Annotated in this window: 17 protein-coding genes; 14 read left to right on the top strand and 3 right to left on the bottom strand. The window is 52.4% G+C overall.

Translation table 11 applies throughout. From position 1 onward, the window contains the following. Positions 1-45: 45 nt before the first annotated feature. Positions 46-1,263, bottom strand: a complete 1,218-nt coding sequence (gene alaA / locus QUF14_RS14735; RefSeq protein ID WP_000074523.1) for an alanine transaminase AlaA — start codon at positions 1,261-1,263, stop codon at positions 46-48. 919 nt (positions 1,264-2,182) lie between these two features. Here alaA and lrhA point away from each other — a divergent pair. From lrhA to nuoN, 14 genes are all read left to right on the top strand, one after another. Further along, entirely contained in the window at positions 2,183-3,121 is a 939-nt protein-coding gene (lrhA, locus tag QUF14_RS14730) for a transcriptional regulator LrhA (RefSeq protein WP_000622290.1), read from the top strand. A 629-nt stretch (positions 3,122-3,750) separates the two neighbouring features. Then, positions 3,751-4,194, top strand: a complete 444-nt coding sequence (gene nuoA / locus QUF14_RS14725) for an NADH-quinone oxidoreductase subunit NuoA (RefSeq protein ID WP_000062997.1) — start codon at positions 3,751-3,753, stop codon at positions 4,192-4,194. A gap of 15 nt (positions 4,195-4,209) precedes the next feature. Further along, the gene (gene nuoB / locus QUF14_RS14720; protein WP_000386733.1) at positions 4,210-4,872 is read left to right on the top strand and encodes an NADH-quinone oxidoreductase subunit NuoB; all 663 of its coding nucleotides are present in this window, start codon (positions 4,210-4,212) and stop codon (positions 4,870-4,872) included. 93 nt (positions 4,873-4,965) lie between these two features. Continuing rightward, positions 4,966-6,768 (top strand): NADH-quinone oxidoreductase subunit C/D, encoded by a 1,803-nt coding sequence (gene nuoC / locus QUF14_RS14715; RefSeq protein ID WP_100733809.1) that lies wholly within the window; start codon positions 4,966-4,968, stop codon positions 6,766-6,768. Positions 6,769-6,770: 2 nt separating this feature from the next. After that, complete coding sequence (gene nuoE / locus QUF14_RS14710; RefSeq protein ID WP_000545042.1) at positions 6,771-7,271, top strand: NADH-quinone oxidoreductase subunit NuoE; 501 nt, start codon at positions 6,771-6,773, stop codon at positions 7,269-7,271. Continuing rightward, positions 7,268-8,605: an NADH-quinone oxidoreductase subunit NuoF gene (nuoF, locus tag QUF14_RS14705; RefSeq protein WP_000789502.1), complete on the top strand. Its 1,338-nt coding sequence runs from the start codon at positions 7,268-7,270 to the stop codon at positions 8,603-8,605. The genes nuoE and nuoF overlap by 4 nt, the downstream gene beginning before the upstream one ends. Before the next feature lie 52 nt (positions 8,606-8,657). Continuing rightward, positions 8,658-11,384 (top strand): NADH-quinone oxidoreductase subunit NuoG, encoded by a 2,727-nt coding sequence (gene nuoG, locus QUF14_RS14700; RefSeq protein WP_001354793.1) that lies wholly within the window; start codon positions 8,658-8,660, stop codon positions 11,382-11,384. After that, positions 11,381-12,358 carry an NADH-quinone oxidoreductase subunit NuoH gene (nuoH, locus tag QUF14_RS14695; RefSeq protein ID WP_000118503.1) on the top strand — a complete coding sequence of 326 codons (978 nt, stop codon included), beginning with the start codon at positions 11,381-11,383 and terminating at the stop codon, positions 12,356-12,358. Before nuoG ends, nuoH begins: the two co-directional genes overlap by 4 nt. 14 nt (positions 12,359-12,372) lie before the next feature. Continuing rightward, a complete protein-coding gene (nuoI, locus tag QUF14_RS14690; protein WP_000172749.1) occupies positions 12,373-12,915 on the top strand; it encodes an NADH-quinone oxidoreductase subunit NuoI in 543 nt (180 codons plus the stop codon). 11 nt (positions 12,916-12,926) lie between these two features. Next, positions 12,927-13,481: an NADH-quinone oxidoreductase subunit J gene (gene nuoJ / locus QUF14_RS14685; RefSeq protein ID WP_000393511.1), complete on the top strand. Its 555-nt coding sequence runs from the start codon at positions 12,927-12,929 to the stop codon at positions 13,479-13,481. After that, complete coding sequence (gene nuoK / locus QUF14_RS14680) at positions 13,478-13,780, top strand: NADH-quinone oxidoreductase subunit NuoK (protein ID WP_000612644.1); 303 nt, start codon at positions 13,478-13,480, stop codon at positions 13,778-13,780. The genes nuoJ and nuoK overlap by 4 nt, the downstream gene beginning before the upstream one ends. Further along, complete coding sequence (nuoL, locus tag QUF14_RS14675) at positions 13,777-15,618, top strand: NADH-quinone oxidoreductase subunit L (protein WP_001056608.1); 1,842 nt, start codon at positions 13,777-13,779, stop codon at positions 15,616-15,618. Before nuoK ends, nuoL begins: the two co-directional genes overlap by 4 nt. 230 nt (positions 15,619-15,848) lie before the next feature. After that, entirely contained in the window at positions 15,849-17,378 is a 1,530-nt protein-coding gene (gene nuoM / locus QUF14_RS14670; RefSeq protein WP_000926437.1) for an NADH-quinone oxidoreductase subunit M, read from the top strand. 6 nt (positions 17,379-17,384) lie between these two features. Further along, positions 17,385-18,842, top strand: coding sequence for an NADH-quinone oxidoreductase subunit NuoN (nuoN, locus tag QUF14_RS14665; protein ID WP_000156701.1), 1,458 nt, complete (start codon positions 17,385-17,387; stop codon positions 18,840-18,842). Between the two features lie 62 nt (positions 18,843-18,904). Here the strand turns inward: nuoN and QUF14_RS14660 are convergent, their stop codons facing one another. Next, a complete protein-coding gene (locus QUF14_RS14660; protein ID WP_000525343.1) occupies positions 18,905-19,408 on the bottom strand; it encodes a YfbM family protein in 504 nt (167 codons plus the stop codon). A 99-nt stretch (positions 19,409-19,507) separates the two neighbouring features. Beyond that, positions 19,508-20,482 (bottom strand): M28 family metallopeptidase, encoded by a 975-nt coding sequence (locus tag QUF14_RS14655; RefSeq protein WP_024212045.1) that lies wholly within the window; start codon positions 20,480-20,482, stop codon positions 19,508-19,510. Positions 20,483-20,768 lie beyond the last annotated feature (286 nt).

Here is a 20,768-nt window from a genome sequence, read left to right as displayed (position 1 = left end):
GCGGGATAACACTGCCGGATGCAATCTCCGGCAGTGAAATTAAGATTACAGCTGATGATAACCAGAAAGGAAACGCGCGAACTTACTCAAAGACAGCTCGATATCATCAACACGTGGTAGCGTGACAATGCGGAAGTGATCCGGCCACGGCCAGTTGAATGCTGTCCCTTGAACCAGCAGGACTTTTTCCTGCAACAGGAAATCCAGCACCATTTTCTGGTCGTCGTGAATGTTAAAGCGTTTAGCGTCGATTTTCGGGAACATGTACAGCGCACCGCGCGGTTTCACGCAGGAAACGCCCGGAATATCGTTGATCAATTCCCACGCACGGTTACGCTGTTCATAAAGACGCCCGCCGGGTGTAATAAATTCACTGATGCTCTGATAACCGCCCAGCGCGGTTTGAATGGCGTGTTGCGCAGGAACGTTAGCACACAGGCGCATCGAAGCCAGCATTTCCAGACCTTCGATGTAACCTTTAGCGTGTTTTTTCGGCCCGTTCAGCACCATCCAACCCTGACGGAAGCCCGCAACGCGGTACGTTTTCGACAGTCCGTTAAAGGTTATGGTTAGCAGGTCTGGTGCCATCGCGGCAATTGAGTGATGCTCGGCGTCGTCATAGAGAATTTTGTCGTAAATTTCATCGGCGAAGATAATGAGATTATGCTGACGCGCAATCTCCACAATCTCCATTAAAAGCTCTTTGGAATAAACTGCGCCGGTTGGGTTATTTGGGTTGATAATAACGATTCCACGCGTACGAGGCGTAATTTTAGCGCGAATATCATCAAGGTCCGGGAACCAGTCAGAGGATTCATCGCAAAGATAATGCACCGCTTTACCGCTGGATAGCGAAACCGCCGCAGTCCAAAGAGGGTAATCAGGCGCAGGAACTAACATTTCGTCCCCGCTGTTCAGCAATGCCTGCATTGCCTGAACGATAAGCTCCGATACACCATTGCCGATGTAAATATCTTCCACGGTAACATCACGCATGCCACGAGCCTGGTAGTGCTGCATGATGGCTTTACGCGCGGAGTAAAGCCCTTTGGAATCGCAATACCCTTGAGCGGTAGGCAGGTTGCGAATCACGTCAACGAGGATTTCATCTGGCGCGTCAAAACCGAACGGGGCAGGATTGCCGATGTTCAGTTTCAGTACCTTGTTACCTTCTTCTTCCAGGCGTTTTGCTTCTTTCAGCACCGGACCACGGATGTCGTAACAGACATTCTCTAATTTGCTGGATTTTTCAATGGGGGACATGAATCTTGACCTTTTTTGCTGTTATCGCCACTCCCTGCCGTGGAAGTCAGCTTAGAACAATGTACTCCCCCAGGACGGCGTTTTGAAGGTCTGCAGAATAAGATTTTGCCAGAGGGGAAGGCTTGATTGTGCTGTTAATAACTTAATAATGGCAAAATAATTAGGTGTATATGCTTAATAATTAATGTTATGTAGTTAATTGTTCTGATTCTTAATTGTGGGTGTGGTTTTTTTATCTGTAAGATAATTGTTTGAAAATGCCTCGTTTAAGAATTCACTAATGAATCGTGATGATGATATTTCCGCATTACGGAGAGTTTAACAGCGTGATGATTTCCGAGGTGTCGTAATGGGGGCAAGGTGTGAAACTATTGTTAAGCGGGATTAATGAATGAGGATGATGCTAATTAATTATTATTTAATATTCAAAAAGGTTTTGTTGTGCTTATTAATAATAGAAGATTACTTTGCCTAACATAACATAACTTTGCATCAGATAATTCGCAATGACCCTTATAAATAAAAGGTTTTTGGGGTAAAATGCTCGCATAAATGACGGATCCCTGCTCTTGATGCCGCCTCACCATTGCTGTTTGTACGTGTTCGCGTATGACCAGCGATGCTGCACGAGAGTGGAACAAGGACTCACATTTACATTTATACAAACACGCGCATGTCATAAATACAAAAGAGTGAGTAACTTAATAGATATGCGATTCCTGAAGATATATTCTGTGATCTACTTCAGGCATTATAACGGAACAATGTGAGTCGCTTTTTTAGTGCAACTCATATGCATTTTTACTTTCGTCCGGGTTCCGGATGAAACTGCCAGGGAGGCACATTACAAATGGAATTGCTTGTTTGTGTGTGCACAGCATTAACCAGCTCAGTACGAGCCGCCAGTAAGTGATAATATATGATAAGTGCAAATCGTCCGATAATTAACCTCGACCTCGATCTGCTGAGAACATTTGTTGCTGTTGCCGATCTGAACACTTTTGCTGCCGCAGCTGCCGCTGTGTGTCGTACTCAGTCCGCCGTAAGTCAGCAAATGCAGCGTCTGGAACAACTCGTTGGGAAAGAACTGTTCGCTCGTCACGGTCGCAACAAACTGTTAACTGAACATGGCATTCAACTTCTTGGTTACGCCAGGAAAATCCTGCGTTTTAATGATGAGGCCTGCTCATCATTAATGTTCAGCAATCTTCAGGGCGTGTTAACTATCGGTGCTTCAGATGAATCTGCCGATACGATCTTACCTTTCCTGTTAAATCGCGTGAGTTCGGTTTATCCGAAACTAGCGCTGGATGTCCGCGTTAAACGTAATGCCTATATGGCAGAAATGCTGGAATCCCAGGAAGTGGATTTGATGGTAACCACCCATCGTCCTTCAACGTTTAAGGCATTGAACCTGCGTACCTCGCCAACACACTGGTACTGCGCAGCGGAATACGTATTGCAAAAAGGCGAGCCGATCCCTCTTGTATTGCTGGATGATCCTAGCCCGTTTCGCGATATGGTGCTGGCGACGCTTAATAAAGCAGATATTCCATGGCGACTGGCTTATGTCGCCTCGACGCTTCCGGCCGTTCGTGCGGCAGTGAAAGCCGGTCTTGGCGTGACGGCAAGGCCGGTCGAGATGATGAGTCCAGACCTGCGTGTGCTGAGTGGAGTAGATGGCTTACCGCCGCTACCCGATACCGAATATTTGCTGTGCTATGACCCGTCCAGTAATAATGAGCTGGCCCAGGTGATCTATCAGGCGATGGAGAGCTACCATAATCCGTGGCAATACAGCCCAATGTCTGCTCCGGAAGGCGATGACTCATTGTTAATTGAAAGGGATATCGAGTAATCGATGGACCATAGATAATTTCTAAGACAATAGTGTAAAAACGAGCCGCTGGGGGTGTTTTAAACCCCAGCGGCTTTTTTTTAGTAAAAAGCCTTCCTCGTATCGTGCAGAACGCACAAAACTGTTCATTTTTCAATCACCAGAGATTCACGTCCCGAACGCACAAATAATCGCCTGAAAAAAATCACCTGCTACAATGATGTTAAAAAATACGTAAATTTGTTGCTGCGTTTTTGTTATGGAATGACAAAAGCGTGTCACAGATCAAGAAAATACTCTCTTTTGGGGGGAGGAATCGACACAAATTCCTGTCAAAATAGACCCGTATTTTTTCCATTGCTTCACAACGGACACGATTCAACAACATCTAATTATCCTGGAGTCGTCAAGGATCTGGGGTGAAAGGGCATTAAATGCTAATGGTGTTGATATTATGTAAACTAATGTGAAGAAACTTTTGTTAAAGTTGACAAAAGGTTATAGAAAGGAGTAAAAGACCACATCAATTAGCTGTATAAAAGAGTTTCTACAGTGATTGTAAGGTTTTTTTTATTCCTCCCCATGAATCGATGTGGCGTCCATCTGCCGTGAAGAGCAGTGAATCTGGCGCTACTTTTGATGAGTAAGCAATGAGTATGTCAACATCCACTGAAGTCATCGCTCATCACTGGGCATTCGCTATCTTTCTTATCGTTGCCATTGGCCTGTGTTGCCTGATGCTGGTAGGCGGTTGGTTTTTAGGCGGTCGCGCACGCGCGAGGTCGAAAAACGTTCCGTTTGAATCCGGTATCGACTCGGTCGGCTCCGCCCGCTTACGCCTGTCCGCCAAGTTTTATCTGGTGGCCATGTTCTTCGTTATCTTCGACGTTGAAGCGCTGTATCTGTTCGCATGGTCAACTTCTATCCGCGAAAGCGGCTGGGTAGGCTTTGTGGAAGCTGCAATTTTTATTTTTGTGTTACTGGCAGGTCTGGTTTATCTGGTGCGTATTGGCGCGCTGGACTGGACGCCCGCGCGTTCACGCCGCGAGCGTATGAACCCGGAAACGAACAGTATCGCTAATCGTCAACGCTAACCGCGAGGCATTAAGATGGATTATACGCTCACCCGCATAGATCCCAACGGTGAGAACGACCGTTACCCCCTGCAAAAGCAGGAGATCGTAACCGACCCTCTGGAGCAAGAAGTTAACAAAAACGTGTTTATGGGCAAGCTCAATGACATGGTTAACTGGGGTCGTAAAAACTCAATTTGGCCGTATAACTTCGGTCTTTCCTGCTGTTACGTTGAGATGGTGACTTCGTTTACCGCGGTGCATGACGTGGCACGTTTTGGCGCAGAAGTATTGCGTGCTTCGCCGCGTCAGGCTGACCTGATGGTGGTTGCAGGAACCTGCTTTACCAAAATGGCACCGGTTATTCAGCGTCTGTATGACCAGATGCTGGAACCAAAATGGGTTATCTCAATGGGGGCCTGTGCCAACTCTGGCGGTATGTACGATATTTATTCCGTTGTGCAGGGCGTCGATAAATTCATTCCGGTTGATGTGTATATCCCGGGCTGCCCGCCACGTCCTGAAGCGTACATGCAGGCATTGATGCTGTTGCAGGAATCTATCGGCAAAGAACGTCGTCCGCTCTCATGGGTGGTTGGCGATCAGGGCGTTTATCGCGCCAACATGCAATCAGAGCGCGAACGCAAGCGCGGTGAACGCATTGCCGTTACCAACCTGCGTACACCTGACGAGATTTAATTTGCGCCTGTCGGCAAAGGGATTTTTCTTCGCTTATTCCTAAATCTATTTCGCGAAGCTTACTGCGCCGACAGTCACCACGGACCATTTGCAATGGTGAACAATATGACCGACTTAACCGCGCAAGAACCCGCCTGGCAGATCCGCGATCATCTTGATGATCCGGTGATTGGCGAACTGCGCAACCGTTTTGGGCCGGATGCCTTTACTGTTCAGGCGACTCGCACCGGGGTTCCCGTTGTGTGGATCAAGCGTGAACAATTACTGGAAGTGGGTGATTTCTTAAAGAAACTGCCGAAACCTTACGTCATGCTGTTTGACTTACACGGCATGGACGAACGTCTGCGCACACACCGCGAAGGGTTACCTGCCGCGGATTTTTCCGTTTTCTACCATCTGATATCTATTGATCGTAACCGCGACATCATGCTGAAGGTGGCGCTGGCAGAAAACGACCTGCACGTACCGACCTTCACCAAGCTGTTCCCGAACGCTAACTGGTATGAGCGTGAAACCTGGGATCTGTTTGGCATTACTTTCGACGGTCACCCCAATTTGCGCCGCATCATGATGCCGCAAACCTGGAAAGGTCACCCGCTGCGTAAAGATTACCCGGCGCGCGCTACCGAATTCTCGCCGTTTGAGCTGACCAAAGCCAAACAGGATCTGGAGATGGAAGCCCTGACCTTCAAACCGGAAGAGTGGGGGATGAAGCGCGGCACCGAAAATGAAGACTTCATGTTCCTCAACCTCGGTCCGAACCACCCGTCGGCGCACGGTGCTTTCCGTATCGTTTTGCAGCTCGATGGCGAAGAGATTGTCGACTGCGTACCAGACATCGGTTACCACCACCGTGGCGCGGAGAAAATGGGCGAGCGCCAGTCATGGCACAGCTACATTCCGTATACCGACCGTATCGAATATCTCGGTGGCTGTGTTAACGAGATGCCGTATGTACTGGCGGTAGAGAAACTGGCCGGGATCACCGTACCAGATCGCGTTAACGTCATTCGCGTAATGCTTTCTGAGCTGTTCCGCATCAACAGCCACCTGCTGTATATCTCGACCTTTATTCAGGATGTCGGCGCGATGACGCCAGTGTTCTTCGCCTTTACCGATCGTCAGAAAATTTACGATCTGGTGGAAGCAATCACTGGTTTCCGTATGCACCCGGCGTGGTTCCGTATTGGCGGCGTAGCGCACGACCTGCCGCGTGGCTGGGATCGCCTGCTGCGTGAGTTCCTCGACTGGATGCCGAAACGTCTGGCGTCTTATGAGAAAGCGGCGCTGCAAAACACCATTTTGAAAGGCCGTTCCCAGGGCGTAGCCGCCTACGGCGCGAAAGAGGCGCTGGAGTGGGGCACCACCGGTGCTGGTTTGCGCGCTACCGGGATCGACTTCGATGTGCGTAAGGCGCGTCCTTATTCTGGCTATGAAAACTTCGACTTTGAAATCCCGGTTGGTGGTGGTGTTTCTGACTGCTACACCCGCGTAATGCTGAAAGTGGAAGAACTGCGTCAGAGTCTGCGCATTCTTGAGCAGTGCCTCAACAACATGCCGGAAGGCCCGTTCAAAGCGGATCACCCGCTGACCACGCCGCCGCCGAAAGAGCGCACGTTGCAACATATCGAAACCCTGATCACCCACTTCCTGCAAGTGTCGTGGGGGCCGGTGATGCCTGCCAATGAATCTTTCCAGATGATTGAGGCGACCAAAGGGATCAACAGTTACTACCTGACCAGCGACGGCAGCACCATGAGTTATCGCACCCGTATCCGTACGCCGAGTTATGCGCATTTGCAGCAAATTCCGGCGGCGATCCGCGGCAGCCTGGTGTCTGACCTGATTGTTTATCTGGGCAGTATCGATTTTGTTATGTCAGATGTGGACCGCTAATTATGCACGAGAATCAACAACCACAAACCGAGGCTTTTGAGCTGAGTGCGGCTGAGCGTGAAGCGATTGAGCACGAGATGCACCACTACGAAGACCCGCGTGCGGCGTCCATTGAAGCGCTGAAAATCGTTCAGAAACAGCGTGGATGGGTGCCAGACGGCGCGATCCACGCGATCGCTGACGTTCTGGGTATTCCCGCAAGTGATGTCGAAGGCGTGGCTACTTTCTACAGCCAGATCTTCCGCCAGCCGGTTGGTCGCCATGTGATCCGTTATTGCGACAGCGTGGTCTGTCACATTAACGGTTACCAGGGCATTCAGGCGGCGCTGGAGAAAAAACTGAACATCAAACCAGGGCAAACGACGTTTGACGGTCGCTTTACGCTGCTGCCAACTTGCTGCCTGGGGAACTGCGACAAAGGGCCAAACATGATGATCGATGAGGACACTCACGCGCATCTGACCCCGGAAGCGATTCCTGAACTGCTGGAGCGGTATAAATGAAAAACATTATCCGTACTCCCGAAACGCATCCGCTGACCTGGCGTCTGCGTGATGACAAACAGCCAGTGTGGCTGGACGAATATCGCAGCAAAAACGGTTACGAAGGCGCGCGTAAGGCGCTGACCGGGCTGTCTCCGGACGAGATCGTCAATCAGGTTAAAGACGCTGGCCTGAAAGGGCGCGGCGGTGCGGGCTTCTCGACTGGCCTGAAATGGAGCCTGATGCCGAAAGACGAATCCATGAACATCCGTTACCTGCTGTGTAACGCCGATGAAATGGAGCCGGGCACTTATAAAGACCGCCTGCTGATGGAGCAACTGCCGCACCTGCTGGTGGAAGGTATGCTCATCTCCGCATTTGCGCTGAAAGCTTACCGTGGCTACATCTTCTTGCGTGGCGAATATATCGAGGCGGCAGTGAATCTGCGCCGTGCCATTGCCGAAGCCACCGAAGCAGGGCTGCTCGGCAAAAACATTATGGGAACAGGTTTCGATTTCGAACTGTTCGTCCATACCGGGGCAGGGCGCTACATCTGCGGGGAAGAAACAGCGTTAATCAACTCCCTGGAAGGGCGTCGCGCTAACCCACGCTCGAAGCCCCCCTTCCCGGCAACCTCTGGCGTTTGGGGCAAACCGACCTGTGTCAACAACGTCGAAACCCTGTGTAACGTTCCGGCGATCCTCGCTAACGGCGTGGAGTGGTATCAGAACATCTCGAAAAGCAAAGATGCTGGCACCAAGCTGATGGGCTTCTCCGGTCGGGTGAAAAATCCGGGCCTGTGGGAACTGCCGTTCGGCACTACCGCACGCGAGATCCTCGAAGATTACGCCGGTGGTATGCGTGACGGCCTAAAATTCAAAGCCTGGCAGCCAGGCGGTGCGGGCACTGACTTCCTGACCGAAGCGCACCTTGATCTGCCGATGGAATTCGAAAGTATCGGTAAAGCGGGCAGCCGTCTGGGTACGGCGCTGGCGATGGCGGTTGATCACGAGATCAACATGGTGTCGCTGGTACGAAACCTGGAAGAGTTTTTCGCCCGTGAGTCCTGCGGCTGGTGTACGCCGTGCCGTGATGGTCTGCCGTGGAGCGTGAAAATTCTGCGCGCGCTGGAGCGTGGCGAAGGTCAGCCGGGTGATATCGAAACACTTGAGCAACTGTGTCGATTCTTGGGTCCGGGTAAAACTTTCTGTGCCCACGCACCTGGTGCAGTGGAGCCGTTACAGAGCGCCATCAAATATTTCCGCGAAGAATTTGAGGCGGGAATCAAACAGCCGTTCAGCAATACCCATTTGATTAATGGGATTCAGCCGAACCTGCTGAAAGAGCGCTGGTAACCGAATTTCGATTAACGCTCAGTCTCTGACTGAGAAAACTGGAAGCATGCTAATGGCTACAATTCATGTAGACGGCAAAGAATACGAGGTTAACGGAGCGGACAACCTGCTGGAAGCTTGTCTGTCTCTGGGCCTTGATATTCCTTACTTTTGCTGGCATCCGGCGCTGGGAAGCGTCGGTGCTTGCCGCCAGTGTGCGGTGAAGCAATACCAAAACGCGGAAGACACGCGTGGTCGCCTGGTGATGTCCTGTATGACACCGGCTTCCGATGGCACCTTTATTTCCATTGACGACGAAGAAGCGAAACAGTTCCGTGAAAGCGTGGTCGAGTGGTTGATGACCAACCACCCGCACGATTGTCCGGTATGTGAAGAGGGCGGTAACTGCCATCTTCAGGATATGACCGTGATGACCGGACACAGCTTCCGTCGCTACCGTTTCACCAAACGTACCCACCGCAATCAGGATCTGGGGCCGTTCATCTCTCACGAAATGAACCGTTGCATCGCCTGCTACCGCTGCGTGCGTTACTACAAAGATTACGCTGACGGTACAGATCTGGGCGTTTACGGTGCACATGACAACGTCTACTTCGGTCGCCCGGAAGACGGCACCCTGGAAAGCGAATTCTCCGGTAACCTGGTCGAAATTTGCCCGACCGGCGTATTCACCGACAAAACGCACTCCGAGCGTTATAACCGTAAATGGGATATGCAGTTTGCGCCGAGCATCTGCCAGCAATGTTCCATCGGCTGTAACATCAGCCCCGGCGAGCGTTATGGCGAACTGCGTCGTATCGAAAACCGTTACAACGGTACGGTAAACCACTACTTCCTCTGCGACCGAGGTCGTTTCGGTTACGGCTACGTCAACCTGAAAGACCGTCCGCGTCAGCCAGTACAGCGTCGTGGCGATGATTTCATTACCCTCAACGCCGAACAGGCAATGCAGGGCGCGGCAGATATTCTGCGTCAGTCGAAGAAAGTCATCGGCATCGGTTCTCCGCGTGCCAGCGTGGAAAGCAACTTTGCGCTGCGTGAGCTGGTGGGCGAAGAAAACTTCTACACCGGTATCGCTCACGGTGAGCAGGAACGTCTGCAACTGGCGCTAAAAGTGCTGCGCGAAGGCGGCATTTATACTCCGGCCTTACGCGAAATTGAATCTTACGATGCGGTACTGGTGCTGGGCGAAGACGTTACCCAGACCGGTGCGCGCGTTGCTCTGGCAGTGCGTCAGGCGGTGAAAGGTAAAGCACGCGAAATGGCGGCAGCACAGAAAGTGGCTGACTGGCAGATTGCGGCAATCCTCAACATTGGCCAACGTGCGAAGCATCCGCTGTTTGTGACTAACGTTGATGACACCCGTTTGGATGATATCGCGGCGTGGACTTACCGCGCACCGGTTGAAGATCAGGCGCGTTTAGGTTTTGCCATTGCTCATGCGTTGGATAACTCCGCGCCAGCGGTTGAGGGTATCGAGCCTGAACTGCAAAGCAAAATCGACGTCATCGTGCAGGCACTGGCAGGTGCGAAGAAACCGTTAATTATCTCCGGGACGAACGCTGGTAGCGCTGAAGTGATTCAGGCAGCGGCTAACGTGGCGAAAGCCCTGAAAGGTCGCGGCGCTGACGTCGGTATCACCATGATTGCCCGTTCCGTCAACAGCATGGGGCTGGGCATTATGGGCGGTGGATCGCTTGAAGAAGCGTTGACCGAACTGGAAACCGGACGCGCCGACGCGGTGGTGGTGCTGGAGAACGATCTGCATCGTCACGCTTCCGCTACCCGCGTGAATGCTGCGCTGGCGAAAGCGCCGCTGGTGATGGTGGTTGACCATCAACGTACGGCGATCATGGAAAACGCCCATCTGGTGCTTTCCGCCGCCAGCTTTGCTGAAAGCGACGGTACGGTGATCAACAACGAAGGCCGTGCCCAACGTTTCTTCCAGGTTTACGATCCGGCCTATTACGACAGCAAAACTGTGATGCTGGAAAGCTGGCGCTGGCTGCACTCGCTGCACAGTACGCTGCTAAGCCGTGAAGTGGACTGGACGCAGCTCGACCATGTGATTGACGCTGTTGTGGCGAAAATCCCGGAACTGGCAGGTATCAAAGATGCTGCGCCGGATGCGACATTCCGTATTCGTGGGCAGAAACTGGCCCGTGAGCCGCACCGTTACAGCGGTCGTACCGCCATGCGCGCCAACATCAGCGTTCATGAGCCGCGTCAGCCGCAGGATATTGACACCATGTTCACCTTCTCGATGGAAGGTAACAACCAGCCGACCGCGCACCGTTCGCAAGTGCCGTTTGCCTGGGCACCGGGCTGGAACTCCCCGCAGGCGTGGAACAAATTCCAGGACGAAGTGGGCGGCAAACTGCGCTTTGGCGATCCGGGCGTGCGTCTGTTTGAAACCAGCGAAAACGGTCTGGATTACTTCACCAGCGTACCGGCACGCTTCCAGCCGCAGGAAGGGAAATGGCGTATCGCGCCGTACTACCACTTGTTTGGCAGCGATGAATTGTCACAGCGTGCTCCGGTCTTCCAGAGCCGTATGCCGCAGCCGTACATCAAACTCAACCCCGCGGATGCCGCGAAGTTGGGGGTGAACGGGGGTACACGCGTCTCCTTTAGTTACGATGGCAACACGGTCACGCTGCCGGTTGAAATCGCCGAAGGACTGACGGCAGGGCAGGTGGGCTTGCCGATGGGCATGTCCGGCATTGCTCCGGTGCTGGCTGGCGCGCATCTTGAGGATCTCAAGGAGGCACAACAATGAGTTGGATATCACCGGAACTGATTGAGATCCTGCTGACCATCCTCAAAGCGGTGGTGATCCTGCTGGTGGTTGTCACCTGCGGGGCATTCATGAGCTTTGGCGAACGTCGCCTGCTGGGTCTGTTCCAGAACCGTTACGGACCTAACCGTGTTGGATGGGGCGGTTCGCTCCAGCTGGTCGCGGACATGATCAAAATGTTCTTTAAAGAAGACTGGATCCCGAAATTCTCGGATCGCGTCATCTTTACCCTGGCACCGATGATTGCCTTTACCTCGCTGCTGCTGGCCTTTGCGATTGTGCCAGTCAGTCCGGGTTGGGTGGTTGCCGACCTGAACATCGGGATTTTGTTCTTCCTGATGATGGCAGGTCTGGCGGTTTACGCGGTGCTGTTTGCGGGCTGGTCAAGTAACAACAAATACTCGCTGCTGGGTGCGATGCGTGCTTCTGCGCAGACCCTGAGCTACGAAGTGTTCCTCGGGCTTTCCCTGATGGGCGTGGTGGCGCAGGCCGGTTCATTCAACATGACCGACATCGTTAACAGCCAGGCGCACGTGTGGAACGTCATCCCGCAATTCTTTGGTTTTATTACCTTTGCCATCGCGGGCGTGGCGGTGTGTCACCGTCACCCGTTTGACCAGCCGGAAGCCGAGCAGGAACTGGCGGATGGTTACCACATTGAATATTCCGGCATGAAGTTCGGTCTGTTCTTCGTGGGCGAATACATCGGGATTGTGACCATCTCCGCATTGATGGTGACGCTGTTCTTCGGTGGCTGGCAAGGCCCGTTCTTACCGCCATTCATCTGGTTCGCGCTGAAAACCGCGTTCTTTATGATGATGTTCATTTTGATTCGTGCGTCGTTACCGCGTCCGCGTTATGACCAGGTAATGTCCTTCGGCTGGAAAATCTGCCTGCCGCTGACGCTGATCAACTTGCTGGTAACGGCGGCTGTCATTCTCTGGCAGGCGCAATAAGGGGCACTAAGACCATGACCTTAAAAGAATTGTTAGTAGGTTTCGGCACCCAGGTTCGTAGTATCTGGATGATCGGCCTGCACGCGTTCGCCAAACGCGAAACGCGAATGTACCCGGAAGAGCCGGTCTATCTGCCGCCCCGTTATCGTGGTCGCATCGTTCTGACCCGCGACCCGGACGGCGAAGAGCGTTGCGTAGCCTGTAACCTCTGCGCGGTAGCCTGCCCGGTCGGCTGTATCTCGCTGCAAAAAGCAGAAACCAAAGACGGTCGCTGGTATCCGGAATTTTTCCGCATCAACTTCTCACGCTGCATTTTCTGTGGTCTGTGCGAAGAAGCCTGTCCGACCACGGCGATTCAGTTAACCCCGGATTTCGAAATGGGGGAATACAAGCGCCAGGATCTGGTTTATGAGAAAGAGGATCTGCTGATCTCCGGTCCGGGCAAATACCCGGAATATAACTTCTACCGGATGGCAGGTATGGCAATCGACGGCAAAGATAAGGGCGAAGCAGAGAACGAAGCCAAGCCTATCGACGTCAAGAGCCTGTTACCGTAAGGAGAGGGGCAATGGAGTTCGCTTTTTATATCTGTGGCCTGATAGCCATACTTGCGACCTTGCGAGTGATCACCCATACCAATCCGGTACATGCATTGCTGTACCTGATTATTTCGCTGCTGGCGATTTCCGGGGTGTTCTTCTCACTGGGCGCTTACTTCGCCGGTGCGCTGGAAATTATCGTCTACGCGGGTGCCATTATGGTGCTGTTCGTGTTCGTGGTGATGATGCTCAACCTGGGCGGTTCGGAAATCGAACAGGAACGCCAGTGGCTGAAACCGCAGGTGTGGATTGGTCCGGCAATTTTGTCAGCCATCATGCTGGTGGTGATTGTTTACGCCATTCTCGGTGTTAACGATCAGGGTATCGACGGTACGCCAATCAGTGCTAAAGCAGTGGGTATTACGCTGTTCGGGCCTTACGTACTGGCGGTGGAACTGGCTTCTATGCTGCTGCTGGCTGGTCTGGTTGTGGCCTTCCACGTCGGTCGTGAAGAGCGTGCGGGTGAAGTGCTGAGCAATCGTAAAGACGACAGCGCGAAAAGAAAAACGGAGGAGCACGCATGATCCCCTTACAACATGGACTGATCCTCGCGGCAATCTTATTCGTTCTTGGCTTAACCGGTCTGGTTATCCGTCGCAATCTGCTTTTTATGCTGATTGGTCTGGAAATCATGATTAACGCCTCTGCGCTGGCCTTTGTGGTCGCCGGAAGCTACTGGGGCCAGACCGACGGTCAGGTGATGTACATTCTCGCCATCAGCCTCGCGGCGGCGGAAGCGAGTATCGGCCTTGCGCTGCTGCTGCAACTTCACCGTCGTCGCCAGAACCTGAACATCGATTCAGTAAGTGAGATGCGCGGATGAACATGCTTGCCTTAACCATTATTTTGCCATTGATTGGCTTCGTCCTGCTGGCGTTCTCCCGTGGGCGCTGGTCTGAAAATGTCTCGGCGATCGTGGGCGTAGGCTCTGTGGGCCTGGCGGCGCTGGTAACCGCCTTTATCGGCGTTGACTTCTTCGCTAACGGCGAGCAGGCATACAGCCAGCCGCTGTGGACATGGATGTCGGTAGGCGACTTTAACATCGGTTTCAATCTGGTGCTGGACGGCCTGTCGCTGACCATGCTCTCGGTGGTCACCGGTGTCGGTTTCCTTATTCACATGTACGCCTCCTGGTATATGCGTGGTGAAGAGGGCTACTCTCGCTTCTTCGCCTACACCAACCTGTTTATCGCCAGCATGGTGGTTCTGGTTCTTGCCGACAACCTGCTGCTGATGTACCTCGGCTGGGAAGGCGTGGGCCTGTGCTCCTATCTGTTGATCGGTTTCTATTACACCGATCCGAAGAATGGCGCAGCGGCAATGAAAGCGTTTGTCGTGACCCGTGTGGGTGACGTGTTCCTCGCTTTCGCGCTGTTCATTCTCTACAACGAACTGGGCACGCTGAACTTCCGTGAAATGGTGGAACTGGCACCCGCGCACTTTGCTGACGGCAATAACATGCTGATGTGGGCGACGCTGATGCTGCTGGGCGGTGCGGTTGGTAAATCTGCGCAGCTACCGTTGCAGACATGGCTTGCCGACGCGATGGCTGGCCCGACGCCTGTCTCCGCGCTGATCCACGCCGCAACGATGGTAACCGCGGGTGTCTACCTGATCGCCCGTACCCACGGCCTGTTCCTGATGACACCAGAAGTTCTGCATCTGGTGGGTATTGTCGGGGCAGTTACGCTGCTGCTGGCCGGTTTTGCCGCGCTGGTACAGACCGATATCAAACGTGTTCTCGCTTACTCTACCATGAGCCAGATTGGCTACATGTTCCTCGCGCTTGGCGTACAGGCATGGGATGCGGCGATTTTCCACTTGATGACCCACGCGTTCTTTAAAGCGCTGCTGTTCCTGGCATCCGGTTCCGTCATTCTGGCCTGCCATCACGAACAGAACATCTTCAAGATGGGCGGTCTGCGTAAATCTATTCCGCTGGTTTATCTCTGCTTCCTGGTGGGTGGTGCAGCACTGTCGGCACTGCCGCTGGTTACTGCGGGCTTCTTCAGTAAGGATGAGATCCTCGCCGGTGCGATGGCGAATGGTCATATCAATCTGATGGTGGCAGGTCTGGTCGGTGCGTTTATGACCTCGCTCTACACCTTCCGTATGATTTTCATCGTCTTCCACGGGAAAGAACAAATTCACGCTCACGCCGTGAAAGGGATTACTCACAGCCTGCCGCTGATTGTGCTGCTGATCCTTTCCACCTTCGTTGGCGCACTGATTGTACCGCCGCTGCAGGGCGTGCTTCCGCAAACTACGGAACTGGCGCACGGCAGCATGTTGACCCTGGAAATTACCTCTGGCGTGGTCGCGGTGGTTGGTATTCTGCTGGCAGCCTGGCTGTGGCTGGGTAAACGTACTCTGGTGACCTCCATCGCCAACAGTGCGCCGGGCCGTCTGCTGGGTACCTGGTGGTACAACGCCTGGGGCTTTGACTGGCTGTACGACAAAGTGTTCGTCAAGCCGTTCCTGGGTATTGCCTGGTTGCTGAAACGCGATCCGCTGAACTCAATGATGAACATCCCGGCTGTCCTTTCCCGCTTTGCAGGTAAAGGTCTGCTGTTAAGCGAGAACGGTTATCTGCGCTGGTATGTGGCATCCATGAGCATCGGTGCGGTCGTGGTGCTGGCACTGTTGATGGTACTGCGTTGAGTTGTTGGCTGAGTGAATATACCCGGCGTTGCGCCGGGTCTGTGAACTAAGAATAAATTTTAGGTAACTGTTCCTGAAGTACAGGCGTCATCGGCGAAGTCAGACCGGATACCGCCAGCGCACAGCAACCGGAGCGTACTTAAGTACGTGAGGATTGCGAGCACTGCCGGGATTCGGGCTGGCGAGTGAGATAGCCTGAGCAGGAGTAAATATAAGGGACATACTTAGCTATGTTATTACCCTGGTTAATACTAATCCCCTTTATTGGCGGCTTCCTGTGCTGGCAGACCGAACGCTTTGGCGTCAAGGTGCCACGCTGGATCGCGCTGATCACCATGGGATTGACGCTGGCGCTGTCGCTGCAACTGTGGTTGCAGGGCGGTTATTCACTGACGCAATCTGCCGGAATTCCGCAGTGGCAGTCTGAATTCGACATGCCGTGGATCCCGCGTTTTGGTATCTCTATTCATCTCGCCATTGATGGTCTGTCGCTGCTGATGGTCGTGCTGACCGGTCTGCTCGGCGTGCTGGCGGTACTTTGTTCGTGGAAAGAGATCGAAAAATATCAGGGCTTCTTCCACCTCAACCTGATGTGGATCCTGGGCGGCGTTATCGGCGTGTTCCTTGCCATCGACATGTTCCTGTTCTTCTTCTTCTGGGAAATGATGCTGGTGCCGATGTACTTCCTGATCGCACTGTGGGGGCATAAAGCTTCTGACGGTAAAACGCGTATCACGGCGGCAACCAAGTTCTTCATTTACACCCAGGCGAGTGGTCTGGTGATGTTGATTGCTATCCTGGCGCTGGTTTTTGTTCACTACAATGCGACCGGCGTCTGGACCTTCAATTATGAAGAGCTGCTGAATACGCCGATGTCTAACGGCGTGGAATACCTGCTGATGCTGGGCTTCTTCATCGCATTTGCGGTGAAAATGCCGGTGGTTCCGCTGCATGGCTGGCTGCCGGATGCGCACTCTCAGGCACCGACTGCCGGTTCCGTTGACCTCGCGGGGATCTTGCTGAAAACCGCCGCTTACGGTTTGCTGCGTTTCTCTCTGCCACTGTTTCCGAACGCGTCGGCAGAGTTCGCGCCAATCGCCATGTGGTTGGGTGTTATCGGCATCTTCTACGGTGCGTGGATGGCCTTCGCCCAGACCGATATCAAACGTCTGATCGCCTACACCTCGGTTTCCCACATGGGCTTCGTGCTGATTGCTATCTACACCGGCAGCCAGTTAGCCTACCAGGGCGCGGTCATTCAGATGATTGCTCACGGCTTGTCGGCGGCGGGTCTGTTTATTCTTTGCGGTCAGCTTTATGAACGTATCCACACCCGCGATATGCGCATGATGGGCGGTCTGTGGAGCAAAATGAAATGGCTGCCAGCACTGTCACTGTTCTTTGCAGTGGCAACGCTTGGGATGCCAGGCACCGGTAACTTCGTCGGCGAATTTATGATTCTGTTCGGCAGCTTCCAGGTTGTCCCGGTGATTACCGTTATCTCTACCTTTGGGCTGGTCTTTGCATCTGTTTATTCGCTGGCGATGCTTCATCGCGCTTACTTCGGTAAAGCGAAAAGCCAGATTGCCAGCCAGGAACTGCCAGGGATGTCGCTGCGTGAGCTGTTTATGATCCTGTTGCTGGTGGTGCTGCTGGTACTGCTGGGCTTCTATCCGCAGCCGATTCTGGATACCTCGCACTCCGCGATTGGCAATATCCAGCAGTGGTTTGTTAATTCCGTTACTACTACAAGGCCGTAAATCGCCATGACAATAACTCCACAAAACCTGATCGCACTGCTACCGTTGCTGATCGTCGGCTTGACGGTGGTGGTTGTGATGCTCTCCATTGCGTGGCGACGCAATCATTTCCTCAACGCTACGCTCTCGGTTATTGGGCTTAACGCGGCGCTGGTTTCGCTCTGGTTTGTCGGCCAGGCTGGCGCTATGGACGTTACGCCGCTGATGCGCGTTGATGGTTTCGCCATGCTTTACACTGGGCTTGTATTGTTGGCGAGCCTCGCCACCTGTACTTTCGCCTACCCGTGGCTTGAAGGCTATAACGACAACAAGGACGAGTTCTACCTGTTGGTGTTAATTGCCGCTCTGGGCGGGATCCTGCTGGCGAATGCCAACCATCTGGCGTCTCTGTTCCTCGGTATCGAACTGATCTCTCTGCCGCTGTTTGGCCTGGTCGGTTACGCTTTCCGCCAGAAACGTTCGCTGGAAGCCAGTATCAAATACACCATCCTTTCTGCTGCAGCATCTTCTTTCCTGCTGTTTGGTATGGCACTGGTGTACGCGCAGTCTGGCGACCTGTCGTTTGTTGCACTGGGTAAAAACCTCGGCGACGGCATGCTCAACGAGCCGCTGTTACTGGCAGGTTTTGGCCTGATGATTGTCGGCCTTGGCTTCAAACTCTCTCTGGTGCCGTTCCACCTGTGGACGCCAGACGTATACCAGGGCGCGCCTGCGCCGGTTTCCACTTTCCTGGCGACGGCGAGCAAAATCGCTATCTTCGGCGTGGTGATGCGTCTGTTCCTTTACGCTCCGGTGGGTGACAGTGAAGCGATTCGCGTGGTGCTGGCGATTATCGCCTTTGCCTCTATCATCTTCGGTAACCTGATGGCACTGAGCCAGACCAACATTAAACGTCTGCTCGGCTACTCGTCTATCTCTCACCTCGGCTATCTGCTGGTGGCGCTGATTGCGCTGCAAACCGGCGAGATGTCGATGGAAGCGGTAGGGGTTTACCTGGCCGGTTATCTGTTCAGCAGCCTCGGCGCATTTGGCGTAGTCAGCCTGATGTCCAGCCCGTACCGTGGCCCGGATGCTGATTCCCTGTTCTCTTACCGCGGTCTGTTCTGGCATCGTCCGATCCTCGCGGCAGTGATGACGGTGATGATGCTGTCACTGGCCGGTATTCCGATGACGCTGGGCTTTATCGGTAAGTTCTACGTGCTGGCGGTCGGTGTCCAGGCACACCTGTGGTGGCTGGTGGGTGCCGTGGTTGTCGGTTCGGCAATTGGCCTCTACTACTACCTGCGCGTAGCGGTGAGCTTATACCTGCACGCCCCGGAACAACCGGGTCGCGATGCACCATCAAACTGGCAGTACAGCGCGGGCGGTATCGTGGTGCTGATCTCTGCACTGTTGGTACTGGTGCTGGGTGTATGGCCACAACCGCTGATTAGCATTGTTCGGTTAGCAATGCCGCTGATGTAAGCTGTCAGTTCGTAAGTCAGAAAGCCGCCGACAAGTTCGGCGGTTTTTTTGTCATGACATCATCACCCAACAATAACCGTCAGCGCATGATTCCCCTGTCGCAGTATACGCCGATAAGCGCTAATTAATTTTTCCATATCAAGCATGATGGATGCAAAGAGTTGCCCCTCTAACTCTTCTGAAAAGGTTACTCCCGGATAAATCTCCATTTCATTGAGTCGCTGAATGGAAAACTGTTTACGCAGCACATTTCGGTCAAGAGCTTCCAGTCGGTCGATTGTCGCAGCTAACTCCTGATTCCAGGTCAACCCCAGGAAACCATCTATGCCATCTTCGAGGCTGTGTTCACCAAGCACAGCACGACTCAGCGGATCATTCTTCGCTGGATCGAACGCAGAGGTGCCTGTCAGGCCAAAATGTAAAAAATCCCAGCGTTTATCAATATCCAGTCGGCGTAATCCTGAAAGCGTGTCATGAATATTGTCCATTAAAGGTTTTTCAGCTGACTCAAGCAGTTGGTTAATCTTTTCTGAGTCGATTTCCGCAAAATAGCCAATCATTCCCATTTATTTTTCCTCCGTTGAATTTCATGTTTCGCATCTTAAAACAGATGAGGGAAAATAAAATGCGCATGTTGCTTTTTCTGGACCCGCCTCGAGAAAATTTTATTGTTTACTGTTGTATAACAAGGTGATAACGCCATCCACGACCTGAGCCATTTTCTGATAATTCAATCTGTCTGCGGTATCACCGGGCAAGTGGTATTGTTTATTACGATAAAAAGCGGTGTCGGTAATCATTACGGCGGGAATATCGTGTTGCCAATAATTAAGGTGGTCAGAGAAATCAATGCCGGGAATAAACCCTGGGGCATTCATAGAATAAACAGATAAATCCTGAGATGACAACAATGCCGCTTTTAGCTGACGAACGGCGTTGATATCCTGCATTCTGCCGACCACGGCAATAAAGTCTCCCCGTTCAGGATAAAGCCAGGACATTGCCGGGTAAGGGTAATCCTGGCTCCCAGGCGCAGAGTCGTAATAGCCAATCATCTCCAGAGAAATCATTAACTGTACTGGGCGGTTAAGCGAAGCTGCATGTACCGCGCTCCCCATTTCATTGCTACGAAAGAAGGGCGGTTCTTCCGACGCATAGGCGACCAGCTGCACGCCAGTTTTCGGTGTTTGCTGCTGTAACAAACGTGCCAGTTCGAGTAATCCTGCCACGCCGCTGGCGTTATCATCCGCGCCAGGCGTATAGGTTAATTGATCTTTTTCAAAACTGCTGGCAGAGTCATAGTGCGCACCAATAATAATCAGCGGTCCATTGGCAGGACCATAATCAGCTACAATATTTTTGTAGGGGCCATCCACAATGGGAACGTCCTGCCCGGTAACTCTGGCACCGCTACTGACAAAGACCTCTTTTATATACTCTGCGGACCTATTCAGATTATCAATAATGTCTGCACTACGGGGATACACAGTTTGTGTAAGATAACGAACTGTTTTTTCTAATTGCTCAGGACTTGCGTGTCGGGGAGTTGGCGGTAATGCATTGACCCAGGGTTGGTAAAAAATAATAAAAGGAAGTGATAGTAGTAATGATATAAAACAAAGAGGTGTTATTTTTTTCATATGTAAATTATCAATAAAGGGCGTTATTTCATTATTATTTATAATGAGTTATGAGCGTTTATTTTATTACGGTTGGTAGGAATATACAAAAAAGTATTTTTTCAGTGGGTTCGCTATTTTAAAAAGGAATTCATATGAGAAATAAAAAAAATTATGTTATTTATTGGTAGATGGAATTGACAGGATGCAGAAATCTGAGGGTAAGAAAAGACAGCAATAACAATCCACTACATCAACAGACCAGCAATCGCGTGCCGCGATACGCTGGAAATACCCGCAGATTGAA

Origin of the sequence: Escherichia sp. HH091_1A, assembly GCF_030295175.1 — a bacterium.
Classification (GTDB): domain Bacteria; phylum Pseudomonadota; class Gammaproteobacteria; order Enterobacterales; family Enterobacteriaceae; genus Escherichia; species Escherichia coli_F.
The sequence above is the reverse complement of the archived record's forward strand: the minus strand, read 5'-3'. Positions and strand labels throughout refer to the sequence as shown.